Genomic DNA, 16216 nt, shown 5'->3' on the forward strand with positions numbered 1-16216 from the left:
ATGTGACGGTGGTGGATGCGAATGCCTTGATTCTGGGAGCCTCGACGGTTTCCGGCACTTTGGGAGTGACCACTTCGGGAGCCATCACCCAGTCCGGTGCGTTGAGTGTGGCCGGAGTCGCCACACTGGCTGCTGGAGCGGCCAACAACATCACCCTGGCCACGGCGACCAACGACTTTGCCACGGTGGCCATCACCACGGGTAATAATGTGACGGTGGTGGATGCGAATGCCTTGATTCTGGGAGCCTCGACGGTTTCCGGTACCCTGGGCGTGACCACCGCTGGTGCCATCACCCAGTCCGGGGCCTTGAATGTGGCGGGAGTGGCCACTCTGGCAGCCGGTGCGGCCAATGACATCACCCTGGGCACGGCGACCAACGACTTTGCCACGATGGCCATCACCACCGGCAACAACGTGACGTTGGTGGATGCCAATGCCATCGTGCTGGGGGCTTCCAACGTTTCCGGCACCTTGGCTGTGACCACCTCCGGGGCCATCACCCAGTCTGGCGCCTTGACCGTGACCGGGGCGGCGACCCTGGCGGCGGGAGCGGCCAACAACATCACCTTGGCCACGGCGACCAATGATTTTGGTACGATCAGCATCCTCAGCGCGTTGGGTTTGACGTTGGTGGACGCCAATGCCGTGACCTTTGGCGCCTCCACGGTGGGTGCGGGCGGCGTCAACGTGACGGCGACCGGGATCACCGTCAACGGTGCCTTCACCACGGCTGCGGCCAATGGGGCCATGACCTTCAATGCCGGAACCGGCACCTTCACCACGGGGGCGAGCGGCACCATCGCGGTGGGGTCTGGCTCTCTGCTCATCGAAAGCAATGATATCGCGCTTGGGGCCAACATTACCGGCATCGGCATTTTGACCCTGCGTCCGGATGCCAATACCGACACCATGGATCTGGCCTCCACCACCGGCGGCGGATGGCAGTTGAACGCCACGGAGTTGGCTTATCTGCAAGATGGCTTCAGCAGCATCACCTTGGGCCGGACCGCGGGTACGGGCATGGTGTATGTGGGGGGTACGGCCACGGCGGCCTTCAAGGATAACGTGGTCTTCCTGACCGCGCCGACCACCTTGGGCAGTCAGGGCATCTCCACCACGGGTTCCGCGACTGCCGCCTCCTTGACCTTCAACAGCGGTATCACCCTGGCGGGTGATGCGGGCATCACCACCGGAGGTGGGGATGTCACCTTGAATGGTACCGTGGATGGGGCGCAGGCGCTCACCATCACGGCGGGCACTGGTCTGGTCAACCTCAAGGCCGCTGTCGGCAGCACCACGCCGTTGGCCTCCTTGACCGTGGCTTCCAGCGGTGGCGCCGACTTTGCGGCAACCGTCAACACCACGGGTGGAATCTCCGTGAATGCTGCCGGAGCCTTGGGCGTGCATGCCAACATGACCTCCAGCAGCGGCAATATCGCCCTGGCCACCACCACAGCCAACGGCACCATCACGCAAGACTCCGGCACCAGCATTACCGCCACCACCGGAACGGCGGGACTCACCAGTGCCGCCGGCAACATTCTCCTGGCCCATCTCCAGGCCGGAACTACCGCCACCGTGCAGGCGGCGGGTGCGGTCACCGATAACAACGGTGCCAGCACCAACGTCACGGCCACCACCTTGAATATCACCGCCGGAACCCGTATCGGTTCCACGGGGGCTTCCAATTTTGCGGCCAGCACCGACGCTTTGGAAACCGCTCTCACCAATCTGTCTGCCACCATCACCGGAGATGACGGGCAGATCGCCATCAGCAACACCGGCGCGCTCACGGTCACCAGCCTGACGCTTCCGGCTTTGGGGGCCGCCGATGGCGCGGACAATACCCAGGTGCGCATCACCACCACCGGCGATTTGAATCTGTCCGCCGCGGCGGTGACCTCCAGCGTGGATCTGGATGACGATCTGGGCTTTGTCACCACCGGTGGAGATTTGATCCTGCCGGCCAACGGGGGTGGTTTCGCGGACGGTTCTCTGGCCAACAGCAACATCGCTCTGGTGGCCAGTGGAGCGGGCAAGAACATCGGCGCCAGCGGCGCCATGGGGGCCACTCTCACCATCATCGGCGACAAGGTGCAAGTGGTCTCCGGCACATCCGAAACCCTGGCGGTCAAGGCCAATCAACTGGATGTGGTGATCAACGGCACCGGCAATACCCTGACCATCGGCGAAGCGACCGGTTCCACGGGTTACACGGTCAAGGATCTGGATGGCGACGGCAAGAGCCTCTACGCGCCCGGCGGCGTCAGTGTCACCGCGGCCAACACCGTGACCCTGGACAACCTGACCACCGGCAGTGGCAACGGTCAGATCGCGGTCAATACCACGGGAACCGCGGGTGTGGTGCTCTCCGGCACCTTGACCGGCACCAGTTCCCAATCCCTGACGATCAACTCCGCCGGTACCGTGACCGGTGATGCCACCACCTCCCTGACCGGTCTGGGCTCCATGTCCATCACCGCCGCCGGCATCGCGTTGGACAAGAATTCCACCCTCGCGAGTACCGGGGCGATTTCCATCAACAGTTCCGGAAGTGTCAGCCTGGGTAACATCACCACCGGTACCGGGGGCACTGGCGGTTTGACCATCGCCAAGGTCTCCGGCTCCACGGCCACCTGGAATCTGTCCATCCAGGGCACCATCAATGCCGGTGGGCAATCGGTCTCCATCACGGCGCCTGGTGCCATCACCGTGGGTACGGGCGGAGTCATCACCAATGCCGCTGCCGTGGCCCTCACCGCCGCCGACGCCATTGGCTCGTCGAGTGCACCCATCACGGTCAATGCCGCCTCGGTGGCCGTCACCACCCAGAATACCGGCAAGGCGGTCTACATCAACAACACCTCCACCGGCACTGCGTCACTGGTGGCCACCACCGCTTCCGGAGCGGTGAATTATTCACAAGCCGGTGGCACCCTCAACGTCGGGACGGTCAGCCTGGGCAACGCCAATCTGACCATCGATCCGCCCCAGGATGTGGTGTTGACCAGCTCCGTGGATCTGGGAGCCGGCGTGTTCGACAGTCAGTCCACCGGTACCTTTACCTCGAATGCCGGCGCGACTGTGATTGCTCAGGGAGGCATTTCGATTGTGGCGCCGGCGGGCATCACCATCCGGGGCAACATGACCGCCACCGGTGGCGCCATTGTGGTCACCGCCAGCAACACCACCGCCGACATCACCCTGGCGGATGGCGTGACGCTGGCCACCACCACCGCGGCCAAAACTGGAACCGGGAACATCACCCTCACCGCCGGACACTCGGTCAATCTGGGGGCCATCACCAGTGGCGGCAAGGCCAATGTCACCGCCACCACCGGCTCCATCAACAACAACAACGTGGTCAACTCCACCCTGGTCAACGTCACCTCGGTTTCCACCGCCGCCCTCTCGGCCCCCATCGGAACCATCGGTTCCATGACCAATCCGGTGCGGGTTGCCACAGGGGATACGTTAACCGTTGCTCCTGGTGGCAAGGACAGCAATAATGTCTCCGCTAACCTGACCGGTTCGGCGGCGGGCAGCACCCGGACCTTCACGGTTCAGGGCACGCCACCCGGTTCGGTTTGGTTCAATGGGCGTTCCTGGCCCTTCTCCTTGATCGACGATACCAACACCGCCGTCTCCGGAACCTTGATGGCGCAAACCCAGCGGTCTGCTCCGGGTGGCCTGTATCCGGCCACGGTGGGCAACATCCAGGAGAATTACTCGACCCGTTCGGCTTGGCGCATCATGGAGTTCTTCCCGGTCGCGCCGGCCCCGATCACGGATCTGCTGTGGAAAACCGAAGCCGGTGGTCTGACCCTGCCGGCACAGCGGTTGCAACCCGAGGATCTGGCCCATGCGAAAAGAAGCTCCGACCAGCGGGTGGAACTCGAAGAGCCGGTCCAGGAAAAACAGGCTGGGCTTTTCAACAGACTCTTTGCTAAACTGTTTTGATCTTTCGATGCCAAGAATGGGGCTTTTATGTCTGATCATGCCATGTTGAATCGTAAACGGTTCGCGACTGTTTTGCTGGGGTTGATGCTGGCCGTGCCGGGAGCGCTTTCCGCCGCCTCGCCGGCCAAGGAACCCGCAGCGGTTGCCGATGACAAAGGACCACCCCTGGCCCGTATGGGTGATGTGGTTTTGACGGTGGCCGAGTTCCAGCGGTTGATGAATTACAGCAACAAAGAGGTCAAAAAACAGTTGCTGGGCAATCCCGATCTGCTCCGGCAGAAAATTCGTGAGGCCCTGCTGCGTAAGACCATGGTGGTGCGCGCCAAGGCCAGCAAATGGGACGAACGTCCTGAAGTGGTCTATTTGATGCAAAGAGCCAAGGACGGATTGTTGGTGGAACAGTTCCTGGAAAATGTGGCCAAGGTTCCGGCGGATTTTCCGGATGAGGCTCTGGTACGCAAAACCTATCAGGAGAACAAAGACAAACTTCAGTCTCCTCCCGCGGTGAACGTTTCCCAGATCTTTCTCAAGCTCGAACCCAACGCCGACGAGAAAAGCAAACAGGAAGCCGTCAAAAACGCCGAGAAATATGTCGGTTGGATCAAGAAGGGAGATGCGGATTTCGCCACCCTGGCCAGGAAATATTCCCAGCATCAACCCAGCGCCGCCCAGGGTGGTGACATGGGGTGGGTGGAAGTCAATCAGTTGTTGCCCGAGGTCCGCAAGGCCCTGGAAGGGATGAAGGCCGGAGATGTGGGGGGACCGGTGGTGAGTGGTCAGGGGTTGCACGTCATCAAACTGATCGCGTCCCGGGAGGCCACCACCCGTTCCTATGAGGAAGTGCGGGAGTCGTTGGTCCAGTTGTTGATCTCCCGGCGGTTGCAGGAGAACAAGGATAATTATTTGAAGGAGATGGTTGAAAAATATCCCATCTCTTTGACCGAAGAGAATGTTTCCCATCTGAAGTGAATCCAGGCGTATCACACTTCGGAAACGCGCCATCAAAGGATGATTGCATCATGCCAGAACTGATTTTTTATCAAAAACCGATGCCGTTGAACAAAGAAGTGCATCGGAATCTGCGGATGACCAACCAGGCAGGACAGTATGGCTTCGCCAAGCCGACCAACTCCGTGATTCTGGCGGGGGGGGAGTTCATCGAGGCGGCCAAGGAGTATCCGATTGTCTTCGTGCGTAGCGGTGGGGGGATCATTCCCGCTGCCATGCTCGGTTTGCGTGATGCGGAGAATTTGTTCATTCAACCGGATGGCACTTGGGATGCCCGGTACATTCCGGCTTTTGTCCGGCGTTATCCTTTTGTCCTGGCTGGCGGGGACAATACCCAGGAGATGACGGTCTGTATCGACGAATCGTATCCCGGATTTTCCACCACCGGCGACACGGGGCAACCCCTGTTCGACGAACAGGGCGAAGCTTCGGAATGGTTGCAGCAGGCGATTCGCTTCTTGCAGGAATATCAGGCCCAGGTGCGCCGCACCGAGGTGTTCATCAACCGTCTGAACGGATTGGATCTGTTCGTGGAGTTGACGGCCCGGGCGGATCTGGTGAATGGTGCCCAGTACGCCATGCAGGGGCTTTTGGTGGTGGATGAGAAGAAATTGTTGGAATTGAGCAAGCCGCAGGCCCTGGAATTGTTCCGTTGCGGTGAGTTGGGTTGGGTGTATGCCCATCTCTTTTCACTGTCCAACATGGGACGGTTGGTGGACCTTCTGGCCAAACGTACTTAAGGAGCGTTCGACCATGTTTGATGTTCAGCTTCTTGACAAGATCAAGTTTTTTGCAGACTTTCCCCAGAATGCCAAAAACGAGATCGCTGCCCTGGATACGGTCTTCAAGAAATATCCGGCCAACAGTCCCATCATCAACGAAGGGGACGAGTCGGATTCCTTCTTCATTCTGTTGCAGGGCAAGGTCAGCATCTACAAGAAGCCGAACGTCAATCCCATCAACGAATTGAAACCCGGTGCGGTGTTCGGCGAGATCGCTTTTTTGAGCGCCAAGCCCCGGGCCGCCAGTGTGGTGGCCCTGGAACCGTGCATCCTGCTGGAATTCGACCGCAATATTTTGCACCAGTTGACTCCGGATGTGCGGGATCACCTCAAAGACAAGTTGATCAACATTCTGGTACAGCATCTCAACGACATCATCGATCTGCGCACCAAGGAAACCTTTGGTCTGGCCACCAACAATCCCCACGAAGCCGAGATGATCGGTACCAAGGTGGAGGTGCACAAGCAGATTTTTGGTCAAGAGGGGTATTATATTTACTATGTCGGCAACGGCGAGGCCTTGATCGAAAACAAACACGAAGGCACCCAGAACAAGGTCCGCATGACCGATTTGACCGAGGTGATCCCGGGCAAGTTCGTCACCGCCATCAAAAATGCCAACCGGGATCCGGACGACTATCTTTATGGACAGTCCGGTGACTTTGGCGGTTATCTGGTGCTCAAGTCCGCCCGGCATGCGTGGAAAAGTACCCTGATGGCCATTCAGGCCGAAAAGTTCAATGTGGATCGCAAAACGGAAACCTTCCGCAATCGCAATCTCGAACTCTCCTGATTCATTGAGGCGGGTGGGATCATGGCTCCATGATCCCACTCCCTTTTATCACCGACCTGCCCCATTTGTCTCCTCCGGCGGGAAAATCATCATGAAAAACATGCGTTGCGTATCGGGTCGGCCCTGGGCTGTCCGGTTTGTTCTGGTGTTGTGGATGCTCTGCTGGGGCTGTCTGGCCTGGGCGACGGGGGAAGGTCAACCTTTGACCGCTTTCAGTCCCATCTGGAAGCAGACCGCGTTGACCCACGAGATCACGGAGAGCGTCATTGGACTGCTGAATCAGGAGATTGCCGCCATCGCGTCGAATGTGACCGATGACAGTCCCGAAGGGCGCCGCCGGAGCGCTTTGAAGGATCGGGTGATTCTCCTGCGGCAGTTGGGGGAGACCCTGGTGCGTCAACAGGAGATGGCCCAGACCAAACCGGAAAAAGGGCGCAGCGAAGCCGATCTGGACGCCAAAATTCGGGAGTGGGAGAAAAAAGCGCCGGCTCCGCCCCCGGTCAATCCCTCACAGGAGGTGTTCAAGCAGTTGGAGGAGAAACGGGCCGAACGGCTCAAGGGGGTCAAGGCGTTGCAGGATGCCCGGGACAGCCGACGGCAGATGCTGCAACGTATTCCGGAGATGATCCTTCAGGCCAAACAGACCCAGAAGACCGCCGAAGAGGAGCGGCGCAAGTTGCCTTCCATGGGAGGCAAGGCGGATGCGGCCAAGAGTGGACTGGTGGCCTTGAAGCTCGACAACGCGGAGTTGAGTCTGCAGGTGAGTCAAGCTCAGGTGGCGTTGTGGAATGCGGAGTTGGCTTACGAAAAGGAAAACGGAGTCCGTCTGGACAAGGAGTTGGAGCTGGCGCAACGGATTTTCGAGTGGGAGGAGCAGCAGGTCAAGCTGTATCAGGAGGCGTTGAGCCAGTTGCAGGCCCAGGCTTTGGAGGTGAAGACCGGTGACCTGGAACGCAAGGAGAAAGAGGCGGAACAGGCTCATACTCCCCAGGAGAAATTTCTGGCTCATTGGGAAATTCTGGTCGCCCAGACGCAAAAGAGCTACGTCGAGTGGCAGCAGTTGCGCACCGATGTGGCCACGGTGATCACCGGTCAGGAGTCCCGCATCAAGGAGGAGGAGACGGAACTGGGCAATCTGGGGGCGCTGGTCAAACGGCTCGGATCCCAGGGGGTGGCCGCCGAACTGCTCAAGTCCACCTTTCGGCTGATGGGGCAGCGGCGGCTGGAGCTGGAACAGGTGCTCACTCCGGCGTTGCGGGAGCGTCTGGTGCTGGCTCAGGCGCGGCGGGTGGAGATCGAAACCCGGTTGGTCAATCTGCGGGAGCAATGGCGCCTGGAGTTGTTCTCCCTGCCTATCGACGAGGCGCAGAACGGCAAACAGGGGCAGATGCACAAGGAGAAGGCCAGCCGTTTCTTTGACGCCTTCCGGCAGGGGTTGATGGATGAAAAGCGCATCCTGTTTGAAATCAATGTGGATGAGCGACGGCTGGAACTGTTGACCGCGGAGCGGGCCACTGTCCTGGACTCGTTGGAACGGTTCGTGTTGTCCAAGGTGTTTTGGATTCAGGATGCGGATCCCATCGGTTTGTCGTTGATCACCGGTGTGCTGGATGAATTGGGGGGGGCGGATCGGGAAAACAGCGTATTGCGTTGGATGGAGCGGCTTTTTTCCGTCGAGAGCGCAGCGCGGATCCAGGAGGCGATCTATCGACCCTTGGTACTGTTTTATGGAGCCTTGTTGCTGTTGGCGTTGTTGTTCGGAATTCCGCTGTCACGGCGTTGTGTGCGCAGCCTGTCAACTTGGCAAGAGTCCAGCGACGTGGACGCGGATGGGACGTTCTGGGTATGGCCGATCTTTGCCGTGTTGGCGGATGGGGCCTTGTGGTCGATCTACTGTCTGATCGGGGCGTTGGCCCTGGACGCGGCGGGTTTGCCGGAGGGGGTGGGCAAGGTATTGGCTCGGATTTTGACCCATCTGGCGTTGTTTTTCTTTTTGTGGCGTCTCAACCGGGGGGTATTCGGGGGCGATGGCATTGCCCGTCGTCAATTTCTCATGCCGAAAGATCTGGCCGCGACCCTGCACCAGGCCATGTGGATTTTGCTGGCCGCCTATCCCAGTCTGTTGATGCCCTGGATCATTTTTCGAGGCTCGCCATTTGATTTCCAGGCCATGCCCCGCTTGGGTTATACGGCCTATGAACTCACGGTGGCGGCGGTGCTGTATTACCTGATCCGGGACTCCTCTCCGTTGGTGCGTCACTCCTTTTGGGAAAGCAGTGACGCCGATGAGGGGGAAAAGCTGCCATCCAAACTGCAAGGTGGCTTGCTGGCCGACAACTGGCGGTTGATCAGTCGGGTGTTGTTGCTGGGCATCCTGGCTGTGGTGGGAATCGACGCCTTCGGGTACCGTTTTGGCGCCGCCACCATCACCCGCAATGGCTTGTTGACCCTGGTGACCTTGTTTGTGTTGATCGGCGGTTATCGGCTTTCGGTCTCCGTGGCGGCCCGTCTGGCCCGGGATCGCCATTGGGTGGTCTCCGTGGCCCCGGGGGAGGATGAACGGGAGAGCCAGGGGGAGTCGGCCTTGAGCATTCGCAAGTTCTTGCGACTGGTGTTCATCGTGGGCGGGGGATTGATGCTCGCCTCGTATTGGGGGGTCAACCGCCAGACCCTGGATGCCTTGAACGAATATACCCTGTTTGCCACCACCCTGGCGGATGGCAGTGTCGATGTGATCACCGTGGCGGACACGTTGCGTTTTGTGTTGACCCTGTTGATCTCGTTTTGGCTGGTGCATCACCTTCCCGGCATCTTCGAACTGTTTCTCTTCTCCCGTCTGCGGGTCGATCAAGGGGTGCGCTACGCCATCCTCACCATGAGCCGTTATATCGTGGTGTTGGTGGGCCTGCCCGCAGCCTTGTCGGCGTTGCATGTGGATGTGGGCAAAATCGCTTGGCTGGCAGCGGCCATCAGCGTGGGAATCGGTTTTGGCTTGCAGGAGATTGTCGCCAACTTTGTCAGCGGTATCATTTTGTTGCTGGAGCGTCCGGTGCGGGTCGGGGATCGCATCTCCGTAGGGGCGGTGATGGGAGAGGTACGACGCATCAACATTCGCGCCACACGGGTGCTGAACCAGGATTTGCAGGAAATTTTGATTCCCAACCGGGATCTGATCACCAAGGAGGTGATCAACTGGACTTTGAGTTCCAAAGAAGTGCGATTGGTGATCCCGGTGGGGGTGGCCTACGGCACCGATGTGGAACGGGTGCGCGCCATCCTGCTGGAGGTGGCGGCCCGGGATCCGTTGGTGTTGCGCACGCCGGCGCCCCGGGTGCTGTTCATGAATCACGGTCCCAGCGCCTTGGAGTTTCAACTGCGCATCTATCATGTGGATCCGGATATACGCGCCACCATGACCGATCGACTCAATACCGCCATCAATCGGGCCTTCCGCACCCACGGCATCCAGATTCCCTTCCCGCAGCAGGAGGTGCATATCCGCACCGGGGGGGAGATCCCGCCAGAAAAGGATGCGGCGTCACCGGGTGGTGGTTGAGCGACTGGGGAAGGGGGGGCAGCTTTTGGAGGCCTGGCCGCTGGTGCCGAAACGGTTGGCCAGTTCCTCCAGCACCTGTTCCACCGGAATCTCCAGATGGGCGAGCATCACCAGGGTGTGAAACCATAAATCGGCGGTTTCGTGGATGATCGCCGCGGGAAGGCGGTTTTTGGCGGCCAACAGGGTCTCCACCGCCTCTTCCCCCACCTTTTCCAGGATTTTGTCCAATCCTTTGGCGTGGAGTGCGGCGACATAGGAGGTGGCGGGGTCTGCCTGTTTGCGCGCCACCAGCAGCGGATACAGCCGCTGGAGAATGTCAGCGGCGTTGGGATCCGTGGTCATTTGGGGGCGTAGATCTGGCTGGGATCCAGTTCCGGAGCGGCGATGGCCTTCCAGGTGCCGGGGGAGGCCTCCAGAAAGAAACAACTGCGGCGACCGGTGTGACAGGCCACTCCCACCTGATCGATCAGCAGCAGCAACGTATCCTGATCACAATCGGTGCGGATGGCCTTGACCTTTTGCACATGACCGGAGGTCTCGCCCTTTTTCCAGAATTTCTGGCGGCTGCGGGACCAGTAGCAGGCCACGCCGGTGCGCAGGGTCTCGATCAGGGAGTCCCGGTTCATCCAGGCCATCATCAGCACTTCGCCGGTGTCGTATTGCTGGGCGATGGCGGGGATCAGACCCAGATTGTTGAATTTCAGTTCATCCAGATTGGGCAGGGGATTCATGGGGACTCCTTGGGCAGACGGACCTCCACACCCTGATCCCGGAGATAACGTTTGACCTCCGGAATGGTGTGTTGACGGAAATGGAAAATGGAAGCGGCCAGCACCGCATCCGCGTGGCCGGCGCGCAGGCCTTCGAGCATGTGCTGCATGGTGCCGACTCCCCCGGAGGCGATTACCGGAATGGTAACCGAGTCGGCGATGGTACGGGTGAGTTCCAGGTCGTAACCGTTCTTGGAGCCGTCTCGGTCCATGGATGTGAGCAGAATCTCGCCGGCTCCCAGCTCCTCCATGCGTTTGGCCCAGGCGATTGCGTCCAGTCCGGTGGGTTTGCGGCCTCCATGGGTGAAAATCTCCCAGCGGATCGGGCGGTCGGTTTCGTCCCGGGTCACGCATTTGGCGTCGATGGCTACCACGATGCATTGGGAACCGAACTGGTTGGCCGCCTCCCGCACGAACTCGGGACGAAAAACCGCCGCAGTGTTGATGCCCACCTTGTCGGCTCCGGCTTGCAGCAGGCGGCGGATGTCGTCGTTGACCCGCACGCCGCCTCCCACGGTCAGGGGGATGAAGACCTGTTCGGCGGTGCGTCGCACCACCTCCAGAATGGTGTCACGGTTTTCGTGGGAGGCGGTGATGTCCAGAAAGGTGAGTTCGTCCGCGCCTTCCGCGTCATAACGGCGGGCGGCTTCCACCGGATCGCCGGCGTCCCGGAGGTTTTCAAACTGAATTCCCTTGACCACCCGGCCTTCGCGGACATCCAGACAGGGAATGATGCGTTTGGCAAGCATGCGGCACCTTTACGCCTTTCACCATTAAAAACAAAGAGGGGGTCTGGGGGATTCATCCCCCAGGGTTTTGATTCTTTGGATTTCCAAGGGCTTCGTCCCTGGACCCCATTAATGAACGGCACGTCCCGTGATGGTCACGGTTGAACAGGATGTCACCCCGCCGTTTCCAGCCAGCGGACTGCGGCCTGGAAATCCAGCCGTCCATCGTAGATCGCCTTGCCGGTGATGATGCCGGCGATCCGGCCCCCATTGGCAAAGGGGCCCGCGTGGGCATGGGCGTTGTGGATGTCCTCCAGGCTCGACACCCCACCCGACAGGATGATCGGCAGGCTCACCGCCTCGGCCAGGGCGCGGGTGGCGGGAATGTTGGGGCCGGTCAGGGCGCCGTCTCTGGAGATGTCGGTGAAGATGATCTCCGCCACGCCCGCATCCTCGAAGCGGCGGGCCAGATCCAAGGCGGTGATGTCGGTGGTGGTGGACCATCCTTCCACGGCCACCCGGCCATCCCGGGCGTCGATGCCCACCGAGACCCGACCGGGATACAGGCGGCAGGCTTCTTTGACCAGTTGGGGATCGCGGCAGGCGATGGTGCCGAGGATCACGGTGTGAATGCCGGATTCCAGCCACAGGCGGATGGTCTCCAGCGTGCGGATGCCGCCGCCGAGTTGCACCGGAATGGTCAAGGCGGCCAGAATGGCGCTCACGGCTTTGGAATTGACCGGTTCTCCGACAAATGCGCCGTTGAGATCCACCACATGCAGCCGTTTGGCGCCCAGGGATTGCCAGTGGCCCGCCATGGCCCCGGGATCGTCGGAGTAGACTGTGGCCTGTTGCATCTCGCCTTGGAACAGGCGCACGCATTGACCGTTTTTCAAGTCGATGGCCGGGATGAGGATCATGGTCTAAGGTCTCCATTCTACAAAGTTTTTCAGCAGTCTCAGTCCGGCTTCCTGGCTTTTTTCCGGGTGGAACTGGGTGCCGAAGAGGTTGTCTTTGGCCACAGCCGCCGGAAAACGGATGCCATGGTCGCACCAAGCCGCGACCGTTTCCGGGTTGTCGGATTGGCCGTGGTAGGAGTGGACGAAATAGCAGTGGGTTGCGTCGGGGATGCCGTGCCACAGGGGGTGGGGCCGGGTGGGGCGAATGCGGTTCCAGCCCATGTGGGGGATTTTGAGCCGTTGGGTCGGGTTCTGGGGATCGGGCATCGCGTTGGAGAAGCGCACCACCTGACCGGGCAGCAGCGCGAGTCCGGGATGAACGCCGAATTCGTGACCTTCGGTATAAAGCAGTTGCATGCCCACGCAGATGCCTAAGAAGGGCTTGCCCGCCTGGATGTGCGCGAGGATCGGCGGGATGAGACCGGCGGATTCCAGGTTGCGGCGACAGTCCGCGAAGGCGCCCACCCCGGGCAGAACCAGATGATCGGCCTGCTGGAGATCTGCGGGTCTGCCGCTGACCGTGACCCGGCCTCCCGCAGCTTCGAGGGCTTTGGCCACGGAGCGCAGATTGCCGGAACCGTAATCGATGACCGTAATCATGGGTGTGCCATTGGAACGCGTCGTAAGGGGTTGGGGTGTCGGGGGTGAGGGACTCAGGCGCTGGTGCGTTGGATGTCGGCGCCCAGGGCGTGCAATTTTTCTTCGATGCGTTCGTATCCCCGGTCGATGTGGTAGACCCGGGAGATGACGGTGGAGCCTCGGGCGGCCAGTCCCGCCAGTACCAAAGAGGCGGAAGCCCGCAGGTCGGTGGCCATGACCGGCGCGCCCAACAGATGATCCACCCCGTGGACTTCGGCGATGTTGCCATGAATGCGGATGTCCGCTCCCAGGCGTTGCAATTCCGACACGTGCATGAAGCGGTTTTCAAAGACGGTTTCGGCGATCTGGCTGACCCCCTGGGCCAGACTGTCGAGCACCAGCATCTGGGCCTGGAGATCGGTGGGAAATCCGGGGTAGGGGCTGGTTTCCAGATTGACCGGCCTGATCGGATCCGGAGCGAGAATGCGAATGCGGTCCGGTTCCGGGATTTCCACGATGACGCCCGCATCCCGGAGTTTCTGGATCGGGGTTTCCAGGGTTTCCGGGTCTGCGTCGGTCAAGGTGATGTCGCCGTGGGTGACTGCCGCCGCCACCATGAATGTGGCGGTTTCGATGCGATCCGGGATGATGCGGTGCTGGGTGCCGTGGAGATCCTCCACCCCATCGATGATGATGGTGGAAGTGCCCGCACCCTGGATGCGCGCTCCCATTTTGTTTAAGAAAATGGCCAGATCCGACACTTCCGGCTCCCGTGCGGCGTTTTCTAAAATGGTGCGGCCATCCGCGAGGGCGGCGGCCATCATCAGGTTTTCGGTCCCGGTGACGGTGACCGGATCCAGATGGATGGTGGCCCCGTGCAGACGATTGGCCCGGGCGCGGATGTAGCCTTCGTCCAGGCTGATGTCCGCCCCCATCTTGCGCAGCCCTTCGATATGCAGATTGACCGGTCTGGACCCGATGGCGCAGCCACCGGGCAGGGAGATTTCCGCCATGCCGTGTCGGGCCACCAGGGGACCCATGACCAGAATGGAGGCGCGCATGGTGCGGACCAGATCGTAGGGGGCGCGGAAGTTGTTGACTCCGCTGTTGTTGATCTCCACACCGAGCCGTTCGTCCACGGTGATGGCCGAACCGTGCTGGCCCAGCAACTCCAGCATGGTGGTCACATCCTTGAGGTGGGGAATGTTCGACAGGTGGATGCGGTCGCCGGTGAGCAGGGTGGCGGCGAGGGCGGGCAGGGTGGCATTTTTGGCCCCACTGATGGGGATGGTCCCCCGCAGGGCATGACCGCCCCGAACGATAATTTTATCCATTGACACAGTCTACCGGTGTTGAACATGAGTGAACAAGTCATCGACGTGGATGATGATCCGTCGTGATGGCTTTCGTCTGGTTCCTTGATGGTTTTCGAGTATAGCACCCTGTGGCGTGGGTTGCCATTGCCGACGGTGTTTTCCGACGGATTCGGAACGGTATAATTTTGTGATCCCGGGGAAAAATCCGTTGACGCATGGGGAGTGTGATGCCAAACTCACTGATAGTTCAATAGATTTCTCATGTTTGAACCTGGGGGCAAAGGGAACATGATCGTCAAGGCCGAATCCGACGACACTGTGAACGCGGCCAATTTCGTCGCGGTGCGGTCGTACATCCTCAATGCGATTGAAAAGGGCCGGATGCCGTTTTCCGGCTGGCCATTGGAGAATTTTCACGCCATTCCCGACGTTCCGGATGCGGAAGGCAAGGCCGTGGCCCTGCTCGGGGCGTGGCTGGATCGCCACATGAATCCGAAACTCCGCGCCATGATGTTCGGGGACCTGCGGGAGATCCAGTTCGAGGCGGCCAAACGTTCCGCCGAGGTGATCCTCTCCCAAGAGACCCGCAACGCCTTGAAACAGTATCGGGATCGGGTGTTCGGCGAAGGTCAGGGGTCCATGGAGCTGGCGGTCAAGCAGTTGCTGGAAATGGCGGGACGCACACTGCCCCGGGATGCCCATCAACTGTTGGAGACCTATCGGCAACGCAAGGGACTCAGAAGTCCCGCCGAGGCGGTGCGGGCGTTGGTGGATTTGGCCGAACGTCCTCCGGTATCGGCTCCGGTGGCTCCGGTTTTGTCGGTGACTCCGGTGGCTCCGGTGTCGTCGGTCTTGATTCCGATCGGCAAACCGAGGCCATCCGGGGAGCGTGCTTTGCATCGGGAGGTCAAGGCGTTGCTGGAGGATTGGAAAAAAGGGCAAACTGTCTTGAATCATTCGGGAGGTGAGGCATGAAGCGGGTATTGATTCCCATAGCGCAAGGGTGCGAGGAGTTGGAGGCTGTCACCCTGATCGACTTGTTGCGTCGCGCCGGAGTGGAGGTGGTGACCGCCGGTTTGGGAGTGGCCGGACCGGTGACTTGCAGTCGTGGCACGGTGCTGGTACCGGACACCACCCTGGAGGCGGTGCGAGATGAGGCGTTCGACATGGTGGTGTTGCCCGGCGGTCTGCCCGGAACCACCCATCTGGACGAAGATCCCCGGATTCGGACGCTGTTGCAGCGTATGGACCGGGAAGAAAAAATGGTCGCCGCCATCTGTGCCGCCCCGATGGTGTTGGCCAACGCGGGTCTTTTGGCCGGGAAAAAGGCCACCAGTTATCCGGAGTGCATCCCGGAAGCGCATCTGTCCACCCTGGAGTATCGGGAGGAGGCGGTGGTGCGGGATGGTCGGGTGATCACCTCCCGTGGTCCCGGGACCGCCATGGATTTTGCCCTGGCGTTGATCGAGGTGTTGACCACACCCGCGATCCGTCAACAGGTGGCGGCGGATTTGCTGTATCCGTAAAGATGGTGTGTGAGGGAAGGCGGAAGGACGCTGGTGTGGGGGAGGCTGGCGTCCTTTTTTTATGATTTAATATTATTTTTTGTTTTGTATTATAGTCTAATATGGTGCGTGAGTGAGGTTTGTTTTGTAGCTTGAGCTGTCAGAGGATTGGTTGATTTTGATTATGTTAAAATCCAACAACGAGCCCCCGTCTTTGATGGGGGCTCGTTGTTTTTGTAGTATTATAAGTACGATGTT

General features: G+C 60.1%; 13 protein-coding genes. 7 read left to right on the forward strand and 6 right to left on the reverse strand.

Annotated features, from left to right (window positions below):
* From HQL98_04485 to HQL98_04505, 5 genes are all read left to right on the forward strand, one after another.
* Positions 1-3962: S-layer family protein (locus HQL98_04485; GenBank protein ID MBF0271325.1), on the forward strand; the 3962-nt coding region annotated here is incomplete at its 5' end.
* 27 nt (positions 3963-3989) lie between these two features.
* Positions 3990-4931: a peptidylprolyl isomerase gene (locus HQL98_04490; protein ID MBF0271326.1), complete on the forward strand. Its 942-nt coding sequence runs from the start codon at positions 3990-3992 to the stop codon at positions 4929-4931.
* 50 nt (positions 4932-4981) lie between these two features.
* Entirely contained in the window at positions 4982-5710 is a 729-nt protein-coding gene (locus tag HQL98_04495; protein MBF0271327.1) for a SapC family protein, read from the forward strand.
* Between the two features lie 13 nt (positions 5711-5723).
* Positions 5724-6545, forward strand: coding sequence for a cyclic nucleotide-binding domain-containing protein (locus HQL98_04500; protein ID MBF0271328.1), 822 nt, complete (start codon positions 5724-5726; stop codon positions 6543-6545).
* A 91-nt stretch (positions 6546-6636) separates the two neighbouring features.
* Complete coding sequence (locus tag HQL98_04505; protein MBF0271329.1) at positions 6637-10101, forward strand: mechanosensitive ion channel; 3465 nt, start codon at positions 6637-6639, stop codon at positions 10099-10101.
* Here the strand turns inward: HQL98_04505 and HQL98_04510 are convergent.
* The 6 genes from HQL98_04510 to murA form a co-directional block, all read right to left on the reverse strand.
* Positions 10084-10443 (reverse strand): phosphoribosyl-ATP diphosphatase, encoded by a 360-nt coding sequence (locus HQL98_04510; protein MBF0271330.1) that lies wholly within the window; start codon positions 10441-10443, stop codon positions 10084-10086. The genes HQL98_04505 and HQL98_04510 overlap by 18 nt on opposite strands.
* Positions 10440-10832 carry a phosphoribosyl-AMP cyclohydrolase gene (hisI, locus tag HQL98_04515; protein MBF0271331.1) on the reverse strand — a complete coding sequence of 131 codons (393 nt, stop codon included), beginning with the start codon at positions 10830-10832 and terminating at the stop codon, positions 10440-10442. Before hisI ends, HQL98_04510 begins: the two co-directional genes overlap by 4 nt.
* Positions 10829-11620, reverse strand: a complete 792-nt coding sequence (hisF, locus tag HQL98_04520; GenBank protein MBF0271332.1) for an imidazole glycerol phosphate synthase subunit HisF — start codon at positions 11618-11620, stop codon at positions 10829-10831. Before hisF ends, hisI begins: the two co-directional genes overlap by 4 nt.
* Positions 11621-11772: 152 nt before the next feature.
* Positions 11773-12519: a 1-(5-phosphoribosyl)-5-[(5-phosphoribosylamino)methylideneamino]imidazole-4-carboxamide isomerase gene (gene hisA, locus HQL98_04525; protein MBF0271333.1), complete on the reverse strand. Its 747-nt coding sequence runs from the start codon at positions 12517-12519 to the stop codon at positions 11773-11775.
* A 3-nt stretch (positions 12520-12522) separates the two neighbouring features.
* Positions 12523-13158, reverse strand: a complete 636-nt coding sequence (gene hisH, locus HQL98_04530; GenBank protein ID MBF0271334.1) for an imidazole glycerol phosphate synthase subunit HisH — start codon at positions 13156-13158, stop codon at positions 12523-12525.
* A gap of 53 nt (positions 13159-13211) precedes the next feature.
* The gene (gene murA, locus HQL98_04535; GenBank protein ID MBF0271335.1) at positions 13212-14471 is read right to left on the reverse strand and encodes a UDP-N-acetylglucosamine 1-carboxyvinyltransferase; all 1260 of its coding nucleotides are present in this window, start codon (positions 14469-14471) and stop codon (positions 13212-13214) included.
* Between the two features lie 243 nt (positions 14472-14714).
* Between murA and HQL98_04540 the strand changes: the two genes are divergently transcribed.
* Positions 14715-15428 (forward strand): hypothetical protein, encoded by a 714-nt coding sequence (locus tag HQL98_04540; protein MBF0271336.1) that lies wholly within the window; start codon positions 14715-14717, stop codon positions 15426-15428.
* Entirely contained in the window at positions 15425-15979 is a 555-nt protein-coding gene (locus HQL98_04545) for a DJ-1/PfpI family protein (GenBank protein ID MBF0271337.1), read from the forward strand. The genes HQL98_04540 and HQL98_04545 overlap by 4 nt, the downstream gene beginning before the upstream one ends.
* Positions 15980-16216 lie beyond the last annotated feature (237 nt).

This window comes from Magnetococcales bacterium (assembly GCA_015231755.1).
Lineage (GTDB): Bacteria > Pseudomonadota > Magnetococcia > Magnetococcales > Magnetaquicoccaceae > Magnetaquiglobus.

What these genes read in the sequence shown, in the direction of transcription:
- HQL98_04505 (MBF0271329.1), top strand. Translation starts at nt 6,637, where the DNA reads ATGAAAAACATGCGTTGCGTATCGGGTCGGCCCTGGGCTGTCCGGTTT.
- HQL98_04545 (MBF0271337.1), top strand. Translation starts at nt 15,425, where the DNA reads ATGAAGCGGGTATTGATTCCCATAGCGCAAGGGTGCGAGGAGTTGGAG.
- HQL98_04510 (MBF0271330.1), bottom strand. Translation starts at nt 10,443, where the DNA reads ATGACCACGGATCCCAACGCCGCTGACATTCTCCAGCGGCTGTATCCG.
- HQL98_04495 (MBF0271327.1), top strand. Translation starts at nt 4,982, where the DNA reads ATGCCAGAACTGATTTTTTATCAAAAACCGATGCCGTTGAACAAAGAA.
- HQL98_04540 (MBF0271336.1), top strand. Translation starts at nt 14,715, where the DNA reads ATGTTTGAACCTGGGGGCAAAGGGAACATGATCGTCAAGGCCGAATCC.
- hisI (MBF0271331.1), bottom strand. Translation starts at nt 10,832, where the DNA reads ATGAATCCCCTGCCCAATCTGGATGAACTGAAATTCAACAATCTGGGT.
- HQL98_04500 (MBF0271328.1), top strand. Translation starts at nt 5,724, where the DNA reads ATGTTTGATGTTCAGCTTCTTGACAAGATCAAGTTTTTTGCAGACTTT.
- HQL98_04490 (MBF0271326.1), top strand. Translation starts at nt 3,990, where the DNA reads ATGTCTGATCATGCCATGTTGAATCGTAAACGGTTCGCGACTGTTTTG.
- hisH (MBF0271334.1), bottom strand. Translation starts at nt 13,158, where the DNA reads ATGATTACGGTCATCGATTACGGTTCCGGCAATCTGCGCTCCGTGGCC.
- hisA (MBF0271333.1), bottom strand. Translation starts at nt 12,519, where the DNA reads ATGATCCTCATCCCGGCCATCGACTTGAAAAACGGTCAATGCGTGCGC.
- hisF (MBF0271332.1), bottom strand. Translation starts at nt 11,620, where the DNA reads ATGCTTGCCAAACGCATCATTCCCTGTCTGGATGTCCGCGAAGGCCGG.
- murA (MBF0271335.1), bottom strand. Translation starts at nt 14,471, where the DNA reads ATGGATAAAATTATCGTTCGGGGCGGTCATGCCCTGCGGGGGACCATC.